A 21,881-nucleotide genomic window follows, 5' to 3' on the forward strand; every position below is an offset into this window, starting at 1 on the left:
TTTATCACACAGTATAAAGGGCGTTAATTTTATCTAATATTTCTAATGTAATTGTGAATTACATAATTGTTGTTATATTTGCTATACAAATTATACGGACTGTAGATTGAATTGATTTGAAGTTTATCTGAACTACCAAATGAAACCTTCAAATCAAAAGAAGTGTTTGGATTTGATTCACACCAAGCTTTTACAGTGAAATCTGTTGGTGATGTTGCAGTTTGTTGTTTTATAAACATGGTTGCAACACCATTTGAATCAGTTGTTTTAGTAATTGTTTGGTCAAATCCTTTTTGATTTCTAATTCTAATATTTAATTTTAAATTTGCGATTTTCTTGTCGTTTTCATCTGTTGCAAATATTTTAATGTTCGCTGTATCAGTAAGATTATAAGATTTTTTATCTGTTTCGAACTTCAACTTTACAGTTTGTTTTGTTTCAGGTTTGTTTTCAGTATCTTTTACAATAAGTGTTGTGTTTGCTGAAGAATTTTTGTAGCCTGTTTTTGAAACTGTGGCTTCAATATAATATCTTCCTGGTTTTTCTGGTCTGAATGTGTAGTAACAATTACCGTAGCTATCAGTTCTAAATCTTTTTTCTTGTTTATTATCATTTTCATCAGTGATGCTTAATACTACATCTGCACCTGAAATTCTTCTTGTATTAGTCTTAGAAGTTACAGTTATCATAGAATTTTGGTTCAATTTGATTTCTGTATTGTCCAAATCAACTTTAGTTTCAAAAGCTATTCTGTTATCTTTTACTTCAAAACTTACATTATCTTCGTTAGTATTGCCTTTTGAATCTGTCGCAGTGATATTTAAATCGTAAGTTCCAGCTTCATCTAATTCGTCGGTTTTTAAATATAGTATAGATTGTCCACGGTAGTTTGTAGTCAATTCTTTTTCTATTAATTTCTTAGATGGTTTTGTAATTTTGAATTTGACTTTTGCACCTTTTATATTTCGTTTGTTTGAATCTGTTACTACAGCGGAAATATTATTAGTATTACCTATAGATATTGAATTTCTGTAGACATTGGACTTAATATTTACTGCCATATTGCTTTCAGGGCTGTTACCCTCTACATAAATTACAGCAAAGTTTGAAACATTCGAACCGTCTTTTGCCTTAGCAAATATTTTTACCTTACCTGGATTGTTACATACAACCATAGCATTATCTACTGATGCGATATTTTCGTCCGAACTTTCCCAAGTTATATCGCGGTTTTTGGCATTTGCAGGTAATATTCTAGTATCAATTCTGAATTTATCTCCGACTTTTGCTTTTTTATAGGAAGGATACATAATAATACTTTGGACTTTAACATCTTTGTCAACACTATCATCAATATTTGGCTTTTCGTTTTCTAGTACGTTAACTCTGATGTATTGCAAAATTCTAGGATTGTCTGCAGACTTAACGGTTACATAACATTGTCCGGGACTTAAAGATCTTATTAATCCAGAATTATCTACAGCACACACATTTGTGTTAGAAGATGACCACATCAATTCCTTGTTTGTCGCATTTTTTGGATAAACTTTTGTGTTGATTTGTGAATCTTCTCCAACTCTTAAAGTAATATTGTCTTCAGATACTGTGATTTTATTTACTCTAATTTCTTGATCGGGTTCAGGAACATCTGGTTGTGGAGTAGGATCCACTGGATCAGGGTCTGGTGTTGGATCGATATTGGTTCCTGAATATGGTTTTGTGAAAGCTTTTAAGCATACATTTGCGTTTGCTCTGTTTCTCGCCAAATCAGACCAATTATATCCATCGTTAGAAATAAATGATTGATTGTATCCAGCTCTTGCCCTTGAAGAATATCCGTAAATCATAGATTCAATTGGAATAGGGTAGCTGTAACCAGGAGTTGTAAGTTTTACAATTGGTGCAAAATAAGCTCCTGCATTAATTTTTTGTGGATTGAATTTGACAGTTGTATATCCTGCGTTTTCCACAGTTCCACGTGCAACCAAAACTTTATCATTGAAACCACTATTTCCACCGATATTTGTATTTACATAAATTTCGTATTGGGCACCGTTTGATGGAACGAAGAAACCAACCTCGTCGATTTGGCTAGTTCTACTAACAGGACCAAAAATATTTGAAAACCATCCAGTTTGATTGTAGCCGATGCTATCTGTCATTCCCAAATCGTCATAATACCAGATAGATTTATTTCTATCTTTTTCTTTTAAAACAAAAATACAGTTTCCCTTAGAAATGTGAGCATCATAATACGATACGTGATAATATCCACCTTGATTTCCCCAACGATCGCCCCAACTATTTTTTACAAGCCAAGCACCATCTCCAGGAGGAGTTAGTCCGAAATTGTATCTTGAATAATCATCGTCCCATCCAATAATGGTTACAGCGTGATTTTGCCAACCATAACCGGGATTATAATGACTCATAGTATAGAAATTAGTATAATTTGTGTCACCATTTACAGTTGTGTAAGATGCACCGTATCTCATTATCGCTCTTTTTAATCTGTCACGATCTTGATTATTGTTTACATCTGGAATGTACAAAGCTTCCTTCAATTCCTTTGCTGGAAGTAAATTATAGGGAGAGCTAAAATCATAAGCAGAATAAGGATCATCTTTTTCCCAAATTGGTCCAGACCATCTTGATAGATAAGCTGCAGCGACTGCTCTTGTACCACCTTGATCAGGACCCCAGTCAAAACCATGAGTGTTTCTCAAATGTTTTTCAGAAAAATCTGTGAATTGACCATTTGTGAGCATATTAGATTCTGCAGAACCATAAGTAGCAAACGCCCAACATGATCCGTTTGGTCCCTGAGCTTTTACGGGAGTAACTCTGTTGTGCTGACGCAAATCGAAGTTTGCAGGAATTCCATAAGCTTTTTGTCTTGGAATGTCTTCCTTTTGATTATACAAATCGTAGTTTGTATTAACCAAGAAAGGATCTTCGTTTGAACCGTAGTTTTTAGTAGTCTTAGGACTACTCATTTGTCTGCTAAATGCGGGATTACGAGGTGCTTCAGAAAAATCGATTTCTTTTACAGTTAAATCATCGTTTAATTTGAATTTGTTTTGACTTCCTGCAAAACTTGTAGAAAACAGTGATTGCAACGTAAAAACCGCAATAAAAAGCAATAAATTTTTTCTTTTCATATTCAACTCCTTGCAATGATTTTAAATATTAATTCAGGGTTAAAATAGTATACTTAACACTATTAAGAATTAACAACTATATTATACTACTTTTGGAAGAATAAATATATACATTGAAAAATTTCATAAACATTTCATAAAAGTATGAAATATTGTGATTTTCAGTCATTTAACACTGTAGTATGTTAAAATCCATTTTAAAAAATGTAAATTTTTAAATAATTAATGTAAAATTTCCTTAATAATGTAGATTTTTTGAAATTATGTGATATAATAAAATCAACAAATACCAAAAACTAAATTAATAAATATCTAGATTCAAAATAATTTTAAGAATTAGAGCATATTTATTAAGGCTATTAATTTAGTAGCATATTTCAATAGGAGGGCGTTATGAAAATTAAAAAGTTTTTGAGTCTACTACTAGGAACAGTTCTAGTTTCATCGATGTTAGTTACTGGTCCAACGTTTGCAGATGAAAACAAAAATTCTAAACTAGAATTAAGTCCTGTTGAAAATAGTTTTAAAGAAAATTCCAAGGATGACGAATTGTTAATCTCTCCATTGAAGACATCTTACGATTCAGTTCGTTCAGCTTCTAGAGCAGCATTGCCAGCAAAATATGATTTGAGAAAAACTAACAGAGTTTCCTCAGTCAAAAATCAAGGACAAAATGGTTCTTGCTGGACATTTGCTACATATGGTTCCATGGAGTCTTATTTAAAATTATTTGGAAAAGAATTTGATTTTAGTGAAAAACACATGAGAAACATGCATGGATTCGATTGGGGTCCAAATGATGGAGGTAACAGAGATATTGCAACATCATATCTTGCTAGAGGAACTGGTCCGATTTTAGAAAAAGACGATCCTTACGATGCTTATATTAATGTTTCACCTACAAATGTCAAAAGAGCATTTGATTTGGATAAAGTTATTTATCTACCTGATGTTCACAATGCAAATGAAACTAATGTTATCAAACAAGCTATTATGGAATACGGTGGAGTGTATACAACTTTAAGTTCTCAAAAATATTACGAAAAAAAAGAAACTAAAAGTTACTACAATCCTGGAAGTGGAAAAGCAGATCACGCAGGAACAATTGTAGGATGGGATGATAACTTTTCAAAAAATTTATTCCAAGCAAAGGCTCCTGGAGATGGAGCATGGATTGTAAAAAATAGTTGGGGAACAAGCTTCATGGATGGCGGTTACTACTACGTATCGTATTACGATGGTTTCTGTGGAAAATCTAATGCAGTGTTTATTCCTCAAAGGAAAGATCCTAATGCGGTAATCTCACAATACGACGATTTCGGAGCAACAAGAAGTGTAGGATACAATATGCAAGGATACATCGCAAATGTATTTACTTCTGATGAAGATCAAACAATTTACCAAGCAGGTTTATTCACAGTTGCTATGAATACACAATACAAATTGTACATTGTAAGAGATTTACAATCTACAGATGATTTAGCAGCTAAAAGAGAAGAAATTGGCAGCGGTGTGATTGAATACCCGGGATATTACACATTAGATACTACCCAAATCAAAGTAAAAAAAGGCGAAAGATTTGCAATAGTAGCGTACATGGATTCGTCAGCTGCTAATTACAAATATCCAATGCCTATTGAAATGCCGATTGCAGATTATGCTTCAAAAGCAAAAGCTCAAGAAGGTCAATCTTATGTTTCATCACAAGGCGACAAATGGACTGACTTGACTAAGGAAGTCAAAAACGCAAATGCTTGTATAAAAGCTATCGGAACTACTGGAGAAGTACTTCCAAGAGATACAGTTCCAGAAGTTGATCCTGATGAAGTAATCGAAGAGCCAACTTCAATTACTGTAAAGGAAGGTAGCCAAGGATTCATTAGCGTTAAGAAAAAAGGAAAACTTCACGCGACAGTTCAACCAGAAAAATTCAATAACGATCCAGTTGTTTTTGAGTCATTGGACAAAAATGTTGCAGTTGTAAAAAACGACGGAACAGTTTATCCAGTAAATGTTGGTAATGCAAATATTTTGATAAAAACAGTCGATGGAAAAATTACACAAAGATTTAATCTATTGGTAGCTCCAGAAGGAATTAGAGTTCCTGATAGAAAAATGATTGAGGTAATAGGGGATAATGATTATGATCCAAAAACAGATCCAGATAATACAGAAATCCCAGTTATACCACCTAAACCACCGATAGATAATCAAGAACTAGATCCTAAAGTTATAAGAAGCTTGGGAGTATCAGTTCCATCAGTGACTATTAAACAAGGCGATAAGTTTAATTTGGATCCAAAAATTTTAACTTATCCACAAACTGCTATAAGAAATTTTGATTTCAATATAAGTAACACTGACATAATTGACATCGATTCAAAATCAGTGATTACTGCTAAAAAAATCGGAAGAACAAAGGTAGATATCAAAACAAAAGAAGGATTACAAACAAGCATTACAATAATTGTAATACCAAAAGAAAAAGGCGAAATTACTGTAGAAAAATTCGCACCATCTAAAAGACGTGCAGGAATATTCACTGTATTTATAGATGCAAAAGAAGGAGACAGAGGATATTCTGGTCCAGCAAAACTAACGGTAAAAAGTGGCAATAGAAAATTAACTAGAACAATATATTTCAACTCAGGTCATGCACAATCTAAATTCCACGGAGGACAATTTGGAGTGTGGAGAAAAGATTTCGAAGCGACTATAACTATTAGAGATCATGAAGAGACAGTAAAATTTGGGTTTTAATCAATAACGGGTAGTGCCGATTGTTAAACAAAATATTTAGTTCATAGGAGGGAAATATGAAACATTTAAAGAAATCATTAGCAATGATTTTAGTGTTCGCTATGACTTTTATAGCTGTTGCACCTTTGAGTGAAGTTTTCGCAGATTCTTTGGAAGTACAACAAGAAGAACCTAAACTTGAAATCTCAGAATTAAAAGAAGGTTTGACACAAGCTGTAAAATCAGTTGAAGACATAGAACCAGCTGATGAAAAGTACAAGGAAGTTATGGATCAGTTTTATGAAGCACATGATTTCTTAGACAAAGAAATCAAAGTAGCTGAAATGAAACAACGCCAAGCAGTGGGAAGTGGTGAAGCTGTAGGAGCATTAGAAAACACAATCTATGATTTATCTACAATTCCAGTAAGAGTACAATTGATGATTAGAATTGGTAGAGCAATTAGATTTGCTACTACTGAACTATCAAACAAAGTTGTAGCAGCTCACACTAAAATCACAGAATATATAATAACTGGTTTATTGTATGCTGTTAATCCTTTTGCTAGTGAAGCTCAAATTATGGATTATATCCAAAAATTTGACCAATTGGAACAAGAATTGTTAGCTTATCCTGATTTAGGGCCAAACGATATAGCCACTATCTACAAAAAAGCTGCAGTTTGGAGAGAAATCAGAGAAGCTAAAAAAGTACGTGCTTCAAGAACAAGATTTGGTAATTCATTTATCGTAAGAGAATTAAGTGAAGAAATTTCAAAAACAGTAGGTTTGCAATTCAGAATCACAGTAAAATGTGGTGAATTAGATGAACAAGTTAAGAAACTTCACGAAGCAATGGAAAAAATTACTGGACCAAAAATCAAAGCTGAAAAAATTGAATTTAAAGAAGGCAATATGGGAGCCATCTCAATCAATAAAACAACAACAATCAGCCCAGTAGTAAGACCAAACGAAGTTAAAGACAAAGAAGTATTCATCTACTCATCAAATGCATTCATGGCAAGAGTCGTTGGAAAAACAATCATTCCACTTAGAACTGGAACTGTGATGATTACAGTAGTTTCAAAAGATGGATGTGCAAAATCAAACTTTGAACTTCACATAGTAGAACCTGGTCACAGCGTAGAAGGAATTCCATTCTTACAAGCTACAGGAGAAAACTCAGAATATCTTAATACCAATACAAATGGTGGTGGAGTAGTTGGAGATAACTCTTCAGTTGGGAAAGATATTTATGAAGTTAAAAACATTGGTTTCTCAGTAAAATCTACTACATTAAAAATTGGAGATACATTTGATTTAGCATCAAAGACATTTGTATTCCCTGAAAATGCATTAGAAAAAGAAGTTTCTTACAAATCAGACAACGAAGCTATCGCAACAGTTAATGAAAAAGGCACAATCAAAGCAGTTGCAGAAGGATCAACTACAATAACTGCAACTACAAAAAACGGAGTAACTAATAAATTCAAACTAAACGTAATCAAGAAAGTTGACAAAGACGAATATCAAATAACAGAAATCAACCCTTCAGAAAGAAAAGCTGGAATATTCTCAATCGAATTCAAAGCAACTAAAAATGGTAAAAAGTACAACGGACCAGCAAAAGTAACAGTGTCAAACACTAAAAAAGCAATTGAAAGAGAAGTTTACTTCAACAACGGAGTTGCATCAGTTAAATATAACGGATTTGAATTTGGAACATGGGTTAAAGATTTCAACGTTAAAATCGAATTAAAAGACCAAGTAAAAACATTTGAACTAAATTATTAGGAGATGAAAAATATGTTAAAAAAAGCATTATCAGTAGTATTACTATCTAGTATGTTATTGGGAACAGTAGCACCAGCAGTATCTTATGCACAAGAAGAAAAACTTGAAATCGTTCAAGGAGCAGAAGAAACTGAAAAATTAGGAATTGATGAAGCAGAAGTTTACAAAAGACAAATCAAATCAATTCAAAACGAAGTTAACTCAATCCAAGTTAAAAGAGAAGACGAACAAGAAATGGTTGACAAATTCAACGAAACTTCTCTTGAAATTAGCGACAAAATTGACCAAACAGCAGTAGGAATGGGAGTAGCAGATATTTATGATTTATCATCTATTCCACAAAGATTATTGTTATTGGGTAGAATGGGAAGAGCAATCAGATTCGCTACAACTCAATTAAGATACAAAGTAGATGCAGCTCACGCAGAAATCGCTGAATACATCTTCGGAGGATTCGTTATTGCAGCATCTCCATTCCACACAGTTGAAGATATGAAAGTTTACATGGCACAATTCGAAGCATTATCACAAAAATTATTAAGCTACCCAGATGCAGGATTAAATGATACTGCTAACATCTATGTAAGATCAGACTTAGATCACAAATTAGCAAAAGCTAGATCATTAAAATTCCATGAGTTAAAGAATATGTCTGGTGCAGTAATCGATAAATTAACTGCAGAAATTAGAGAAATAACTGCTTTAAGATTAAGACCACAAGCAACTGTAGCTGAAATTTATCAATTAAGTGACAGATTAGACCAAGCAGTATTTGAAGCATTGAACAGCGAAGATTACAGAGCAAGTAAAACTGAAATTGAAGCTTTAAAAGAAGCTATGAACAAAGCTATAAGAGCTAGAAGACATGGCGACAAGAGAGTTGAAGTTGGTAAAGCAATTGATCGTGCAAAACAAGAATTGGCAAAAATTAGACCATCAAGTGTAATCGCAGCTCAATTAGTACAACAATTCCAAACTTACTACGAATAAAATTTATTAAGATTAGAAAAATAGTAGATTAATAGTAAAAAGCCACCATATGGTGGCTTTTGTTGTATTTACTATTAAATTATCTCACAACGACGGCGTATTTTTTGATGTTGTATCTTTTATCAAAAAGTGAGCGGGATATCCAATATCCATTTGGTTTATCTTCTGCTGGATCTACGATGTGCATTCTGTTTTTATCGTAACCATCTACTACCATTACGTGTGCGTTGTAGAGGGCATTTTTTCCCCAGAAATAATCTTTAAATGTTGGATTTCTGAATTTGTATGTCGCAAAGAATATTACTGGGTTTCCTTTTGAGATTTCTTCTCTTATATATTCTGAGGATTTGCCAGAAATATTTTCTGCGTTTGCGTATTTGTTAGCCCATTTTGTTAAAGGTTCTGGGAGTATTGATTGATAAATTTTTTCATCGATATTAAAAGGTGAACCTGCAAATCCATGGTTTGGGTTGTTGTCTTTTGCTAGTGGCATTTCTTTTATAAATTGGTTAATATTCGTGTTAGTTTTGATGTTTTTGTAGTGTAGACATTGAAGTAGTGATGCCGCTTCGCATCCCATTGGTAAACCTGCTTTGTTTTGGTTGATTTGAGGGACATTTAATAATACGTAGTCTTTTTTAGGTGGAGTTTTTCCGATTATTTCATCATATTTAAGATGAAGTCCACCACCGATTAATGTTATTTTATTTGGATTTAATTTATTGAAGAAATTTTTCTCTGATTTTGTTAAATTGTTTTTTGTTGATGCAAATATTATCGGACTTTTTTCATTTGCTGCTAATGGTGCTACGGTAACGCAGTCTATAAGTTCAGAAAATCTTTGATCGCCGTTTTTTGCTATGAAAATATATTTTGAATTTTTGAAGAATGTGTCGGCTATTTTCATACTTGTATCATTTCTGTTTTTCCCATAAATAATTATTGGGTTTGGGAAATTTTTGGATAATTTTGCTGTAGCTCCGCCGATTAAATATGTGTTCTTGAATGTATAGTTTGCATATCTTTCTTTAAATGATTTTATGTCATTTCCTACGAATAAAATTGGACTATTCATACGACATGCAGCTGCACTGACACTTGCTGAATCTACGATTGATTTGGTAGAGTGAACGACAAATGCATTGTCGAACTTTTTTGTTTGGTTAAGGTTAGAAAGTTCTTTTGCTATTTCAAATGATGTATCAATTCTGTCTTTTCCAGATATTCTTCTTACATTATAACCTTGTTTTATTAGGTTTGTTTCTTGTGATTTGGAAATACTTTGAGTGCCACCTACAAGTATAATATTTGTAGATTTAAGTCTTTGAATTTCTTTTAATGTAGATTGGTTAATTTTAGCAAAATCTGTTAAAAGTATCGGGCTATTTATTTTATGTGCCAACACTCCTACTGACAACGAATCTGCTATTCTTTCTGAATTTACTATTATTGCTGTGGTGGATGTTTTAGGATGCGAAATCTTTGATATTTGTATGGCTGTTTCGTATCTATTTTTTCCTTCGATTGAAGCTTTTTCGATTTGCTTTATAGCTGATGTTGGTTGTGATGTGAAAATCGCTAATACAAAAGCTAATGCAATGATTTTAAAATTTTTAAAGTTTTTCATTTTTAACTCCTAACCTAAAGATCTAAGGGGTCCGATATATTCAAGCTCACTCCATCCAATATATACTCTTGTAAGATGAGGAAAGAATACTGAAATTATTTTGAAAAGCAAATCCTCTTGTCCGTAGACTCTTACTTGTGAGTAGTTTAGATGCAAAATTACAAAGAAATTTATTATTGGAATTAGTAGTGCCAGGGATGCGATTCCTGTTCCATAAACTATTTTGAACAATAGCCAGATATTTAATAATGGTACAAAACTCCACAATCCAAATATTCCAGCTTTTTCAAACATTTTCCACAATCCTATTGCATTTATTACATATAAAAATAATACAATTGTTGTTGTAATCACTTTAATCACTCCTTTATATTATTATAGCATTTTTAAGACAATTTATTGGCATTAGCGTGAGAAATTTTGTATATTTTTCATAAATATTTGACAAATTATTAAAAATATAATATTATAATTCTATTAAAAGCTGTGATCAGAACGGAATATTTTGATTGATTTTACAGAGAATCCTGTTTGGTGAGAGGGATAAATTAAGAAATATTCGAATCATCTGAAAGAAGCTCACAGATCTAATAGGTTTGTGCGTATTACTTGACGTTACAAGAAATGAGAGGTTTACACAATTAGGGTGGTACCGCGGTTTATTCGTCCCTTGGAATTAATTTTCCAAGGGATTTTTTAATTATTTTATAAGGAGATTTGTTTATGAAAAAGTTTAAGGAGCTTTCTAAGAAACCTGTTAAAGAACGTGAACAGGCTACTAGTAAGTATTGGAAAGAGATTGATCTTTTGAATGAAACTTACAACAGTAGAGATGAAGAAAATAGATATGTATTTTACGATGGTCCTCCAACTGCAAATGGAAAGCCAGGAATTCATCACGTTATAAGTAGAACTTTAAAAGATATGACTTGCAGATACAAAACTATGCAAGGATACAAAGTATATAAAAAAGCTGGTTGGGATACTCATGGTCTTCCAGTTGAGATCGAAGTTGAAAAGAAGCTTGGTCTTCACGATAAAAAAGAAATCGAAAATTACGGAGTAGAAAAGTTCAACGAAGAATGTAAGAAATCTGTATTTTCTTACAGAGAAAAATGGCAAGAAATGTCAGATAGAATGGCATACAATGTGGACATGGATGATCCATATATTACTTTGGACAATAATTATATTGAATCAGTATGGGCATTGCTTGACAAAATGTACAAGGACGGATTGATTTATGAAGGAGCGAAAATCCTTCCATATTGTCCAAGATGTGGTACTGGTCTTGCATCACATGAAGTTGCACAAGGATATGAAAATATCAAAACTACAACTGCATATGTTAAATTCAAAAGAAAAGATGCAGATGAATACTTCTTGGCATGGACTACAACTCCTTGGACATTGCCATCAAATGTTTGTTTGACAGTACATCCAGATATTGACTATATTTTGGCAGAAAAAGACGGAGAAAAAATATATCTTGCAAAAAACAAAGCACACGATTTGTTGGGTCACGAAGGCGAAGACTACACTTTAATCAAAGAATTAAAAGGTAAAGACATGGAGTATATGGAATACGAACAACTTTTACCTATTTATGATGTTAACAAAAAAGCATTTTATGTGACTTTGGCAGATTATGTAACTGTTGAAGATGGTACAGGAATTGTTCACACAGCGCCAGCTTTTGGGGAAGACGACTATCAAACAGGAAGAAGATACGATTTGCCATTAATCAATCCTGTTGATGAAGAAGGAAAATTCGTTGGCGGTCCATGGGATGGTCAACATGTTATGGATACAGATCCAGAAGTTTTACAAAGATTAAAAGAAGAAAACAAATTATTTAGAAAACAAAAAATTGAACACAATTATCCTCACTGCTGGAGATGCCACACACCACTTATCTATTATTCAAAACCATCATGGTACATTGAAGTTAGCAAATTAAAAGATAAATTAGTTGAAAACAATAACGGTGTAAATTGGTATCCAGATCATGTTGGAGAAGGAAGATTTGGAAATTGGCTTGAAAATATAAAAGACTGGGCGATTTCTAGAAACAGATACTGGGGAACTCCATTAAATATTTGGAAATGTGATAAATGTAATCATACACTTTCTGTTGGCTCAAGAAAAGAATTAAAAGAGTTAGCGATTGAAGATATAGATGAAAATATCGAACTTCACAGACCATACGTTGACGATGTTCATATTAGATGTCCAGAATGTGGCGAAATAATGACAAGAGAAAAAGACGTTATTGACGTTTGGTTTGACTCTGGAGCTATGCCATTTGCACAACAACACTGGCCATTTGAACACACAGATGATTTCGATAAAGTATTCCCAGCAGATTTCATCAACGAAGGAATTGACCAAACACGTGGATGGTTCTATTCATTGCTAGCTATTTCTACAATGATTACAGGAAAAGCACCATACAAGAATGTTTTGGTAAATGATTTAATCTTGGATAAAGATGGAAAGAAGATGAGTAAATCCAGAGGAAACACAATTGATCCGATTGAATTATTCGACAAATACGGAGCAGACGTTGTTAGATTCTACTCACTTTATGTATCTCCACCATGGATTCCAACAAAATTTGATGTAAGTGGATTACAAGAAGTAGAAAGCAAATTCTTCAGATCATTCAGAAACACTTACAACTTCTTCCAAATGTATGCAACAACTGATGAAACAGACCCTACAGAATATTTTGTAGAATATAAAGACAGAGCTGTGATTGATAAATGGATTTTGTCTAAGTTTACAAATCTACAAAAATTCTACTTTGAAAACATGGATCAATTTGAATATACAAAAGTTGCTAGAGAAATTTCTAACTTTGTAATCGAAGATTTATCAAACTGGTACATCAGACGTAACAGAAGAAGATTCTGGAAAACTGAAATGGATACTGATAAAAAAGCTGTTTACAACACAACTTACGAAATATTAGTTGGACTTACAAAATTAATTGCTCCATTTACTCCATTTATAGCAGAAGAAATGTATCACGATTTAACAGGCGAAAAATCAGTTCACTTAGCTTATTTTGATAAGGTAAATGAAGATTTAATCGACAATAAATTAGAAGAAAAGATGGAAATGGTAAGAACTTTTGTAACTCTTGCAAGAGCTTCTCGTGAAGAAGTGAATATTAAAGTTCGTCAACCATTGAAGAAAATCGTCCTAGATGAAAGATTTAAGGATAAGATTGAAGAGTTCAAGGATTTAATCAAAGAAGAAATCAACTTAAAAGATATCGAATACAAGAAGGATTTATCAGAATTCATGAATTACGAACTAAAACCTAACTTCAAAGTTGCAGGTAGTATTCTTGGTAAACACATCAAATCTTTTGGAAATTATTTGAAAGATATAAACGCCAAGGATTTCGTATCAAAACTAGATAAATCAGATTTGAATATTAAATTAGACGATGAAGACATTGATATCAAGAGAGATTACGTTGATGTAAGAATCAACTCCAAAGAAGGCTTCGATGTGACAATGCAAGGAGATTATTTTGTAATCTTGGACACAGAAATCACTGACGATTTGTTAATGGAAGGATATGCTCGTGAGCTTGTAAGTAAAGTTCAACAAATGAGAAAATCAAACGACTTTGATGTATTGGATAATATAATAATTAAAATTAATCCTACAGATGATATTAAAAAAGCAATTGAACAATATGAAGACTTCATAAAAGATGAAACATTGACTGTCGATATAATTATTGATGAAAATGTAGATGGTGAAGATGTTGATTTGAATGGAGAAAATGTTAGAATTGAAGTTATAAGAAAATAACGAATTAGCCTACTGATTAATTTCGGTAGGCTTTTTTGCACTCAAAAGTATACAAAAAGTCAACAATTAAAAAAACTAATTGTAAACTGTACTACACTAATGGTATACTTATATCATATGAGGTGGAAGATGAAAAACAAAAACACAATTTTAAGAGCGATTTTAGTATTTGCATTTAGTTTAGGAGCAATTTTTTTCATAAAAAATAAAATTGGAGCAGATGATGCTTTTGATGTAATAAAAAAGATAGGACCAGTTTTCATAACAGCATGTGTTTTGACTATGTTTATGTTTTTTCTACTGGAAGCTATATCATACAAATATCTTCTAAGTATACAAGGATATGATGTATCGTTTAAAAGATGCTTCGGATATACATTTACAGATTATTTTTTCAGCATGATATCTCCAGGTGGTAGCCTTGGACAACCGTTGCAATATCATACAATGAGAACGGATAATATTGATTCAATGACTACGATTAATTCATTACTTTCTTTTAATTGGATTTATCATTTGTCTATGGTAATTATTTTCTTTGTAGCAATGATTTTTGGATTAGTAGGTAAAATTGCGGCGATTTCTGAATTTAAATATTTGGTTATATATGGAATAGTGTGTCAATTGGTCTTGGTAATTGGAATAGGTTTTTTGATGTTTGATAGTGAATTAGCGGCTAGAGTAATTAGATTTTTTAACACGGTATTTTCTAAATTTAAACTTTTGAAACGTTTCAGTAAATCGGAAGAAGATATTACAAAAACAATTGAAGAACACAAAAATTTCGGAAAATTTTTGATTAATAACAAAAAAGTTTTTGCGAAATTATTTTGCATTTCGATGCCGATGCTTTTGTTTTCATTTGCAATTCCTGCAATCTTATATAAATCATTTGGACTAAATTCGTTTAATTTTATGACTTTGGTTTTAATCCAAGCTGTGGTTACAATTTCATTTGAAAGCGTTCATATTCCTGGAGGCGTAGGAGTTATCGAAGGTAGCATGATGCTTGTGTATTCTTCTTTTATGCCAAAATCATTGGCGTTTAGTATTATGGCAATCAATAGATTTGTTACATTTTACTTAGCGGTTCCTTTTGCAGGGCTATACTTTTTATTAGTGAAGACTAATCGTAAAAATTATCAGAAAAACAACAGTCTTATAAAACTGAATCAAGAACAGTAGATCGATCTATTAATTTAGATCGATTTTTTTATTAAAAAATAATACGTGATAAATATTTTTTTAATCAAATGGGTATATTATATATAGTCAATATATTTGGGGCATGATATTGTACTTATTAAAAATAACAAATTTTATCATTGATTTTGAGAGGAGTTATGATATGATAAATAAAAGAAATATTTTTTTAAGTACATAATGAAAAGCTTTTATTAATGAAAACAAATCCGTATTTTATGGATTTTATATATAAAAAATTTTATAAGGGGTGAAAGGTTTGAAAGAGTTTTATAATAAGTATTTTATGAAACAAAAAATGATGCATCCTGTTATGTTTGCTCTTTTGCCGATTGCTTTAGTGGCGATATATTTTTATGGGCTAAGAGTGTTAGCTTTGTTTTCGCTAAACATAATTGTTGCATGCCTTGTTGAATATTTATCTAACGCGAAGATATTCAAAAGAAACAAAATATCTGAAGCAGCTATTGTCACATCCTGTTTGTATACAATGACATTACCACCATCTATTCCTTTTTGGATTTCAGCGGTTGGTATAGCGTTTGGTATATTTTTCGGGAAGATGGTTTTTGGAGGATTCGCAAAAAATGTTTTCAATCCAGCCTTAGTGGCTCGTGTATTTATTTATGTTAATTTTCCTCAACAAATGACTATTTATTGGAACAAAGCTGTAGGAGGTTTTCCTGGAGGATTTGGAACTTACTTAACTCAATCATTGGATTCTATGACACAACCAACTCCAATGACAGCATTTAAGGTTAACTCAGCATTTGAAACAATTCCAACTATGCTTTTAGGACAAATTCCTGGCGTTATCGGTGAAACTTGCAAAGTTTTGATTATTATTGGAGCAATTTATTTGATTTATAAAAAAGTTGCAAGTTGGCAAATTATGGCAGGAAGTGTGCTTGGTTTTTGCGTATTAAGTTTAATTTTTAACGCAGTAGGTGTAACCTCTGTTCCTAATCCTATTTACGGAATGTTAATGGGAGGATTCTTATTCGGTACAGTGTTCATGGCAACAGATCCAGTATCTGCAGCTAAGACTCCAATTGGTAAATGGATTTATGGTTTCATAATAGGAATTGTAACTGTAATTATAAGAGGATTTGCACTATTTGCAGGTGGTGTTATGTTTGCAGTTCTTATTGGCAATACTTTTGCACCAATAATTGATTATTGTGTAAATAAAGTTAAAGCTAATAAAAAAGCAAAAGCAAATAAGGAGGTCAAGGTTAATGGCTAAGAAAAAATCAGTCGTATATCCAGTAATTTTTATGTTGGGATTGACACTAGTTTTGACATTAGCGTTGGCTTTGTTAAATCATGTTACAACTCCTACAATAGAATTCAATCAAGATATCGAATTAAAACAAAAAATTTTAAATGTATTTAATATCTTACCTGAAGATACTTCTGCATCAAATATCGACAAAACTTTTAAAGACAATGTCAAAGAAGAAGACTATAAGGGTAATAAACTTTACATTTTAAAACAAGATGGCGAAGAAAAAGCTTATGCAGTTCCTATCAACGGACCTGGTCTTTGGGGTTCAATCAGTGGATATGTAGGGATAAGTAAAGATATGAAAAAACTTGTTGGAATAGAATTCATTAAACAAGATGAAACTCCTGGTTTGGGTGGACGTATTACAGAAGATGAATACAAAAACCAATATAGAGATTTGGATATTTCAAAGCCAGTTGACGGTAAAATTGTAATCAATAAACCAGCAAACGGTGGAAATATTGATGCTATAAGCGGCGCTACTCAAACATCTACATTTGTTGTTAATATGATTAATGAAGATGTGAATGAGTTTATTAAGAATGGAGGTAAATAATGGCTAATTCAAATAAATATACCAAATTATTGAAAAATGGATTGCTTGATGACAACCCTGTTCTTATTCAAGTTATTGGAATTTGTTCCACATTAGCAGTAACAAACTTGTGTATGAACTCCTTGGTTATGGGACTCGCCCTAGCGTTTGTTACAGGATGTTCATCGTTTTTGATTAGTTTACTTAGAAAAGTAACTCCAAAACACATTCGTATGATGGTTCAAGTATTTATTATTTCGTTCTTCGTAATAATAGTTGATATTTTCTTAAAGGCTTACATGCCAGAAATGAGTAAAACATTAGGACCTTATGTTGGATTGATTATTACCAACTGTATAATAATGGGACGTGCAGAAGCATTTGCTATTAGTAACGATCCTGTAAGTAGTTTTGTAGATGGTGTGGCATCAGGTTTGGGTTATACTGTAGTTCTTGTGCTTATAGCTTTAATCAGAGAATTATTGGGATTCGGTAGTGTATTTGGATTCAGAATAATGCCTGAAAGTTTTGTGCCTTGGACAATGATGGTTATGCCACCAGCAGCATTCTTCATTTTACCTATTATTATGTGGATTGCTAATGCTCATCTTAAAAAGGAAGGAGATGCTAAGTAATGACAATTAGTCCTTTAGTTATATTTTTTGCATCAATCTTTACTTCAAACATGATTTTCTCAAACTTTTTGGGAATGTGTTCATTCATAGCAGTAAGTAAAGAAATTGAAACTGCAACAGGATTAGGAATAGCTGTAACATTCGTATTGACAATCACAACTATAATCAACTTTTTCTTATACAAATTAGTTGTTAGATTTAATATAGAATATTTGAGATATATAATATTTATTATATCGATAGCAGCATTTGTTCAGTTATTGGAAATGATTTTGGAAAAATACATTCCGAACTTGTATTACGCATTGGGAATATTCTTGCCGCTTATCACAGTAAACTGTGCGATTTTAGGGGTAAGTTTGTTCATGGTAATCAGAAACTACAACTTCTTGCAAACAGTTGGATTTGCAATAGGAAGTGGACTTGGTTGGATGCTAGCAATTGTATCAATGGCAGGAATTAGATCCAAAATCAAAGATTCATCTGTGCCAAAAGGTCTCCAAGGATCTCCTCTAACTTTAATTATAACTGGAATCATGGCGATGGCATTCATCGGATTCTCTGGTATAGTTCAAATATCATAAGGAGGAATCATGGGACAAATAATTATTACAACAATTGTAGTGTCTGTGTTGTGTGCATTATTTGCATTGTTGCTTTCATTTGCAGATAAATACATTGCAGATTATGGTGAAGTAAAACTAACTATTAATAACGATAAAGAATTTACGGTAGATGGTGGAGATAGTTTATTGTCTACACTTAGAAACCAAAAAGTATTCATTCCTTCAGCTTGTGGGGGAAAGGGATCATGTGGTTATTGTAAAGTAAAAGTTTTGGATGGGGCAGGTCCTGTACTTGCTACAGAAAAACCAATGTTAACAGAAGATGAACTTAACGATAGCGTTAGATTATCTTGTCAAGTAAAAGTTAAAAAAGATATTTCGATTCAAATTCCAGAAGAATTATTTAATGTAAAAGAATACGAAACAACTCTTGTTGAAAAGTTACCTTTGACTGATAGAATAACTAAGTTTAGATTTGAACTTCCAGAAGGAGAAACAATCAAATTTAAGCCAGGTCAATATGTACAATTAAAAGCAGAAGAATATCCAAAAGGCGATGGATATGAAGGATCGGATGAAGAAGTATTCAGAGCATATTCTATTGCATCTAGTATTAGAGATGAAAAACATATAGAATTGTTAATTGGTTATACCAAGGGTATCTGTACAACTTATTGCCACAAAGTTCTTAAAGAAGGCGATAAGGTTACTATTAATGGTCCTTATGGTGACTTCTACTATCATGATGAAGATACTGAAATTATATTGGGAGCAGCTGGAACTGGCTTTGCACCAATAAGATCTATCCTTAACCATATGAGAGATCATGATGTTAAGAGAAAAGCAAGATTCTACTTTGGGGCCAAAACTCCAGATGATTTATTCTTGTTAGATGAATTGAAAGAATTTGAAGAAGATTTGTACGATTTCAAATTTATCCCAGTATTGTCAAGAACAACTCCTGAAATGAATTGGGAAGGAGAAACTGGACATGCTGACGATGCAATCAAGAAATATTGCAAAGAAACTGGTAAGAACAGCTCAGCTTACCTATGCGGTTCACCAAGAATGATAGAGTCTTTGACAAAAGCATTGAACGAAGTTGGAGTAACTGACGACAGAATTTATTACGATAACTTCTAAAATACAAAGATCGATTGAAAACTGATTGTGAGTCAGAATTCAATCGATCTTTTTTTAGATAAATTTAGTTCTAAATTTGTTTGGTTTTATTTTTGGGGTTTCTTCGCTGTGACCTAAAGCAAGTGCACAAGTTATTTCATAATCTTCATCGATGTCTATAGATTGTAAGAATTTTTTAATGTGTTCGCTATCATAAGAATCATAAAATTGATTAATCCAAACATTTGCTACATTTAATTCACAAGCTTTTAACATCATATTTTGCATTATACATCCACAGTCGAATTTTCTATTTCTGTTATCGTGCGGACTCAAAATCAAAATCATATTTTTGCAATTATAAAATCCGTTGTAGTTTTCATTGTTTAAGTGCTTTCTGATGGAATTTAATAAATTTTCCATTGTATTATCATCAGAAATAGCGACGATTATGTTGTCTTGTTTATTCATACCGGTTGGAGCATAGGTTCCAGCTTCTACAATTTTTTTCATATCTTCTATTGATACTTTTTTAGATGTAAATTTTCTTCTCGATCTTCTGTTTTTGATAATATCCATAATTGCCTCCTATATGTTATAATTTTAATACTGGAGGAGATATTTTGCAATTTGTTAAAACAAAAGAAGATTGCCAAAATCTAATAGATGTCGTCGCTGACACTGCAAGAATTTTGCTCGAGAGTGGTGCAGAAACATATCGTGTAGAAGATACAGCTTTTAGAATGAGTAAAAGTATTCAAAAAGTTAATAAAATAAATGTATTTGTATCTTATACATGTATAATTATATGTTTGAGTTTTGATTTTGGAGATCTTGTTACTATGAGAAGAACAATTCCAAAGGCTACAAATTTGTGGAAAATTCATCAAATCAATAATTTTTCCAGAAATTTTGTAAAAGATGTTTACACTTTGGATGAATCAATAGAAATAATAAACAAAATAGATAATAGAGCTGTAGATAAAAAATTGTACATCCTAGGGGCATCTGCAGCTTCAGGATTATTTGCACATTTATTAGTAGGTGGTATTATTGAACCTGTCGTAGCTTTCTTTATATCTATATTAGAAATGCTAGTTTTTAGATTTTTTCAACGAAAAGAAAACCCACAATTTGTTAATACATATATTACAGTTGCGTTTATGACATTTCTAACTTTAGTTACATTGAAAATTTTTGGAATGTTTAGTGTGGCTTTGGATATGAACAGTATTATCGTTGGTTGTATCATGCCATTTGTTCCTGGTGTTTCCATTACAAACTCTGTAAGAGATGTACTTAGTGGGGACTTATTATCTGGGATAAGTTCTATGATTAACGCTGTGATTACAGCGTTGAGTATAGCTCTAGGTGTTGGTAGTATATTGTATTTTGCGGTTATGATGGAGGCGATTTAATGATATATATAATTATAGAATCAATCATTTCATCATTTGCCACATTAGGATTTTCGCTATTTTACGATTCACCAAAAAGATCTTATAAAATAGTTATGGTATCTGGATTTGTAGCGTGGTTTGTTTACAAATATTTAACAATGATTTTAAACAATAAATTTATCGCAGCTCTGTTTGCATCAATTGCCGTAGGAATAATAGGAGAGATAGCTTCAAGAAAAGTTCACATGCCAGTTACAGTTTTTGTAATACCAGGAATAATTTCTTTGGTTCCAGGGGCAGATATGTATTACACAATGTATTACACAATTCAGCAAAATTCTAAACTAGCTTTTTCACATGCGAGAAATGCAATGTTATTTGCCGCCAGCATAGCGCTAGGAATACTTGTAGCATCCTTATCATCTAAGTCGATAAAGCATAATACAATAGAGCATTTACAAACAAATTCGATTTTTAAAATAAAAAACAAAAAAACACTTGACAAAAAATAAAAACCTTGATATTATAAATAAGCACTTTGAGTTAAGTGCTTTTTAAATTACTTAAAACAAAGTAATGCATGTAAAACGAAAATAAAAAAAGTTTTACAAAACACTTGACAAAATGAAATGATGATAGTAAACTATAATAGTTCACTAAAGTAACATTTCAAGAAAACACATTTTGAAAGAAAAATATTTCAAAAAAGTGTTGACAAAGAAAAGTTAGTATGATATACTAACAAAGTCGTTACGAAAGTGCGAAGAAAGTTGTCATTAAGACAACAAACTATAGAACCTTAATAAATTAAATAAAGTAAATACTTTGAGAGAAGTACAAACCAAACAATAATTCGGTGAGAATAAAAAAGCAAAAGTCAGCTGAAAAGCTAGCTTCAAACAAACATTAAATTGAGAGTTTGATCCTGGCTCAGGACGAACGCTGGCGGCGTGCTTAACACATGCAAGTCGAACGGGATTTAGTAGACAGA

General features: G+C 32.1%; 16 protein-coding genes and 1 rRNA gene. 13 read left to right on the forward strand and 4 right to left on the reverse strand.

Features of this window, described 5'->3' with window-relative positions:
* Positions 1–29 precede the first annotated feature (29 nt).
* Positions 30–3,161, reverse strand: a complete 3,132-nt coding sequence (locus ABDJ34_RS04795; RefSeq protein ID WP_412701555.1) for a lectin like domain-containing protein — start codon at positions 3,159–3,161, stop codon at positions 30–32.
* A 393-nt stretch (positions 3,162–3,554) separates the two neighbouring features.
* On the opposite strand from ABDJ34_RS04795, the gene ABDJ34_RS04800 reads away from it, so the two are divergent.
* From ABDJ34_RS04800 to ABDJ34_RS04810, 3 genes are read left to right on the forward strand one after another with little or no spacing between them, the layout of a single operon-like run.
* Positions 3,555–5,921, forward strand: coding sequence for a C1 family peptidase (locus tag ABDJ34_RS04800; protein WP_412701556.1), 2,367 nt, complete (start codon positions 3,555–3,557; stop codon positions 5,919–5,921).
* Positions 5,922–5,977: 56 nt separating this feature from the next.
* A complete protein-coding gene (locus ABDJ34_RS04805; protein WP_412701557.1) occupies positions 5,978–7,693 on the forward strand; it encodes a CAMP factor family pore-forming toxin in 1,716 nt (571 codons plus the stop codon).
* 12 nt (positions 7,694–7,705) lie between these two features.
* Entirely contained in the window at positions 7,706–8,683 is a 978-nt protein-coding gene (locus ABDJ34_RS04810; RefSeq protein WP_412701558.1) for a CAMP factor family pore-forming toxin, read from the forward strand.
* A 79-nt stretch (positions 8,684–8,762) separates the two neighbouring features.
* On the opposite strand, the gene ABDJ34_RS04815 is transcribed toward ABDJ34_RS04810, so the two are convergent.
* Positions 8,763–10,310, reverse strand: a complete 1,548-nt coding sequence (locus tag ABDJ34_RS04815; protein WP_412701559.1) for a cell wall-binding repeat-containing protein — start codon at positions 10,308–10,310, stop codon at positions 8,763–8,765.
* Positions 10,311–10,319: 9 nt separating this feature from the next.
* A complete protein-coding gene (locus tag ABDJ34_RS04820) occupies positions 10,320–10,664 on the reverse strand; it encodes a DUF5684 domain-containing protein (RefSeq protein ID WP_094207361.1) in 345 nt (114 codons plus the stop codon).
* Between the two features lie 369 nt (positions 10,665–11,033).
* On the opposite strand from ABDJ34_RS04820, the gene ileS reads away from it, so the two are divergent.
* The 7 genes from ileS to ABDJ34_RS04855 all read left to right on the forward strand — a co-directional run bounded on the left by ileS (position 11,034) and on the right by ABDJ34_RS04855 (position 19,511).
* The gene (gene ileS / locus ABDJ34_RS04825; protein ID WP_412701560.1) at positions 11,034–14,141 is read left to right on the forward strand and encodes an isoleucine--tRNA ligase; all 3,108 of its coding nucleotides are present in this window, start codon (positions 11,034–11,036) and stop codon (positions 14,139–14,141) included.
* Positions 14,142–14,270: 129 nt separating this feature from the next.
* On the forward strand, positions 14,271–15,326 hold the full coding sequence (locus tag ABDJ34_RS04830; RefSeq protein ID WP_412701561.1) for a lysylphosphatidylglycerol synthase transmembrane domain-containing protein: 1,056 nt from the start codon (positions 14,271–14,273) through the stop codon (positions 15,324–15,326).
* Positions 15,327–15,630: 304 nt separating this feature from the next.
* Positions 15,631–16,590 carry an RnfABCDGE type electron transport complex subunit D gene (locus tag ABDJ34_RS04835; protein WP_412701562.1) on the forward strand — a complete coding sequence of 320 codons (960 nt, stop codon included), beginning with the start codon at positions 15,631–15,633 and terminating at the stop codon, positions 16,588–16,590.
* Positions 16,583–17,188 carry an FMN-binding protein gene (locus ABDJ34_RS04840; RefSeq protein ID WP_353316372.1) on the forward strand — a complete coding sequence of 202 codons (606 nt, stop codon included), beginning with the start codon at positions 16,583–16,585 and terminating at the stop codon, positions 17,186–17,188. Before ABDJ34_RS04835 ends, ABDJ34_RS04840 begins: the two co-directional genes overlap by 8 nt.
* Positions 17,188–17,802: an NADH:ubiquinone reductase (Na(+)-transporting) subunit D gene (gene nqrD, locus ABDJ34_RS04845; RefSeq protein WP_412701563.1), complete on the forward strand. Its 615-nt coding sequence runs from the start codon at positions 17,188–17,190 to the stop codon at positions 17,800–17,802. The genes ABDJ34_RS04840 and nqrD overlap by 1 nt, the downstream gene beginning before the upstream one ends.
* Entirely contained in the window at positions 17,802–18,386 is a 585-nt protein-coding gene (locus ABDJ34_RS04850) for an NADH:ubiquinone reductase (Na(+)-transporting) subunit E (protein ID WP_002837117.1), read from the forward strand. Before nqrD ends, ABDJ34_RS04850 begins: the two co-directional genes overlap by 1 nt.
* 9 nt (positions 18,387–18,395) lie before the next feature.
* Positions 18,396–19,511 (forward strand): NADH:ubiquinone reductase (Na(+)-transporting) subunit F, encoded by a 1,116-nt coding sequence (locus ABDJ34_RS04855; RefSeq protein ID WP_094205972.1) that lies wholly within the window; start codon positions 18,396–18,398, stop codon positions 19,509–19,511.
* 54 nt (positions 19,512–19,565) lie between these two features.
* Here ABDJ34_RS04855 and ABDJ34_RS04860 read toward each other — a convergent pair whose 3' ends face one another.
* The gene (locus tag ABDJ34_RS04860) at positions 19,566–20,069 is read right to left on the reverse strand and encodes a nitroreductase family protein (RefSeq protein ID WP_412701564.1); all 504 of its coding nucleotides are present in this window, start codon (positions 20,067–20,069) and stop codon (positions 19,566–19,568) included.
* Between the two features lie 44 nt (positions 20,070–20,113).
* On the opposite strand from ABDJ34_RS04860, the gene ABDJ34_RS04865 reads away from it, so the two are divergent.
* The 3 genes from ABDJ34_RS04865 to ABDJ34_RS04875 all read left to right on the forward strand — a co-directional run.
* Positions 20,114–20,908 (forward strand): threonine/serine exporter family protein, encoded by a 795-nt coding sequence (locus ABDJ34_RS04865; RefSeq protein WP_278725585.1) that lies wholly within the window; start codon positions 20,114–20,116, stop codon positions 20,906–20,908.
* Positions 20,908–21,402, forward strand: a complete 495-nt coding sequence (locus ABDJ34_RS04870; RefSeq protein ID WP_110057868.1) for a threonine/serine exporter family protein — start codon at positions 20,908–20,910, stop codon at positions 21,400–21,402. The genes ABDJ34_RS04865 and ABDJ34_RS04870 overlap by 1 nt, the downstream gene beginning before the upstream one ends.
* A 395-nt stretch (positions 21,403–21,797) precedes the next feature.
* Positions 21,798–21,881: ribosomal RNA gene (locus ABDJ34_RS04875) — 16S ribosomal RNA — on the forward strand; the annotation flags it as partial.

Origin of the sequence: Finegoldia dalianensis (assembly GCF_046255015.1) — a bacterium.
GTDB lineage: Bacteria > Bacillota > Clostridia > Tissierellales > Peptoniphilaceae > Finegoldia > Finegoldia magna.

What these genes read in the sequence shown, in the direction of transcription:
- ABDJ34_RS04795 (WP_412701555.1), bottom strand. Translation starts at nt 3,161, where the DNA reads ATGAAAAGAAAAAATTTATTGCTTTTTATTGCGGTTTTTACGTTGCAA.
- ABDJ34_RS04800 (WP_412701556.1), top strand. Translation starts at nt 3,555, where the DNA reads ATGAAAATTAAAAAGTTTTTGAGTCTACTACTAGGAACAGTTCTAGTT.
- ABDJ34_RS04805 (WP_412701557.1), top strand. Translation starts at nt 5,978, where the DNA reads ATGAAACATTTAAAGAAATCATTAGCAATGATTTTAGTGTTCGCTATG.
- ABDJ34_RS04810 (WP_412701558.1), top strand. Translation starts at nt 7,706, where the DNA reads ATGTTAAAAAAAGCATTATCAGTAGTATTACTATCTAGTATGTTATTG.
- ABDJ34_RS04815 (WP_412701559.1), bottom strand. Translation starts at nt 10,310, where the DNA reads ATGAAAAACTTTAAAAATTTTAAAATCATTGCATTAGCTTTTGTATTA.
- ileS (WP_412701560.1), top strand. Translation starts at nt 11,034, where the DNA reads ATGAAAAAGTTTAAGGAGCTTTCTAAGAAACCTGTTAAAGAACGTGAA.
- ABDJ34_RS04830 (WP_412701561.1), top strand. Translation starts at nt 14,271, where the DNA reads ATGAAAAACAAAAACACAATTTTAAGAGCGATTTTAGTATTTGCATTT.
- ABDJ34_RS04835 (WP_412701562.1), top strand. Translation starts at nt 15,631, where the DNA reads ATGAAACAAAAAATGATGCATCCTGTTATGTTTGCTCTTTTGCCGATT.
- ABDJ34_RS04840 (WP_353316372.1), top strand. Translation starts at nt 16,583, where the DNA reads ATGGCTAAGAAAAAATCAGTCGTATATCCAGTAATTTTTATGTTGGGA.
- nqrD (WP_412701563.1), top strand. Translation starts at nt 17,188, where the DNA reads ATGGCTAATTCAAATAAATATACCAAATTATTGAAAAATGGATTGCTT.
- ABDJ34_RS04850 (WP_002837117.1), top strand. Translation starts at nt 17,802, where the DNA reads ATGACAATTAGTCCTTTAGTTATATTTTTTGCATCAATCTTTACTTCA.
- ABDJ34_RS04855 (WP_094205972.1), top strand. Translation starts at nt 18,396, where the DNA reads ATGGGACAAATAATTATTACAACAATTGTAGTGTCTGTGTTGTGTGCA.
- ABDJ34_RS04860 (WP_412701564.1), bottom strand. Translation starts at nt 20,069, where the DNA reads ATGGATATTATCAAAAACAGAAGATCGAGAAGAAAATTTACATCTAAA.
- ABDJ34_RS04870 (WP_110057868.1), top strand. Translation starts at nt 20,908, where the DNA reads ATGATATATATAATTATAGAATCAATCATTTCATCATTTGCCACATTA.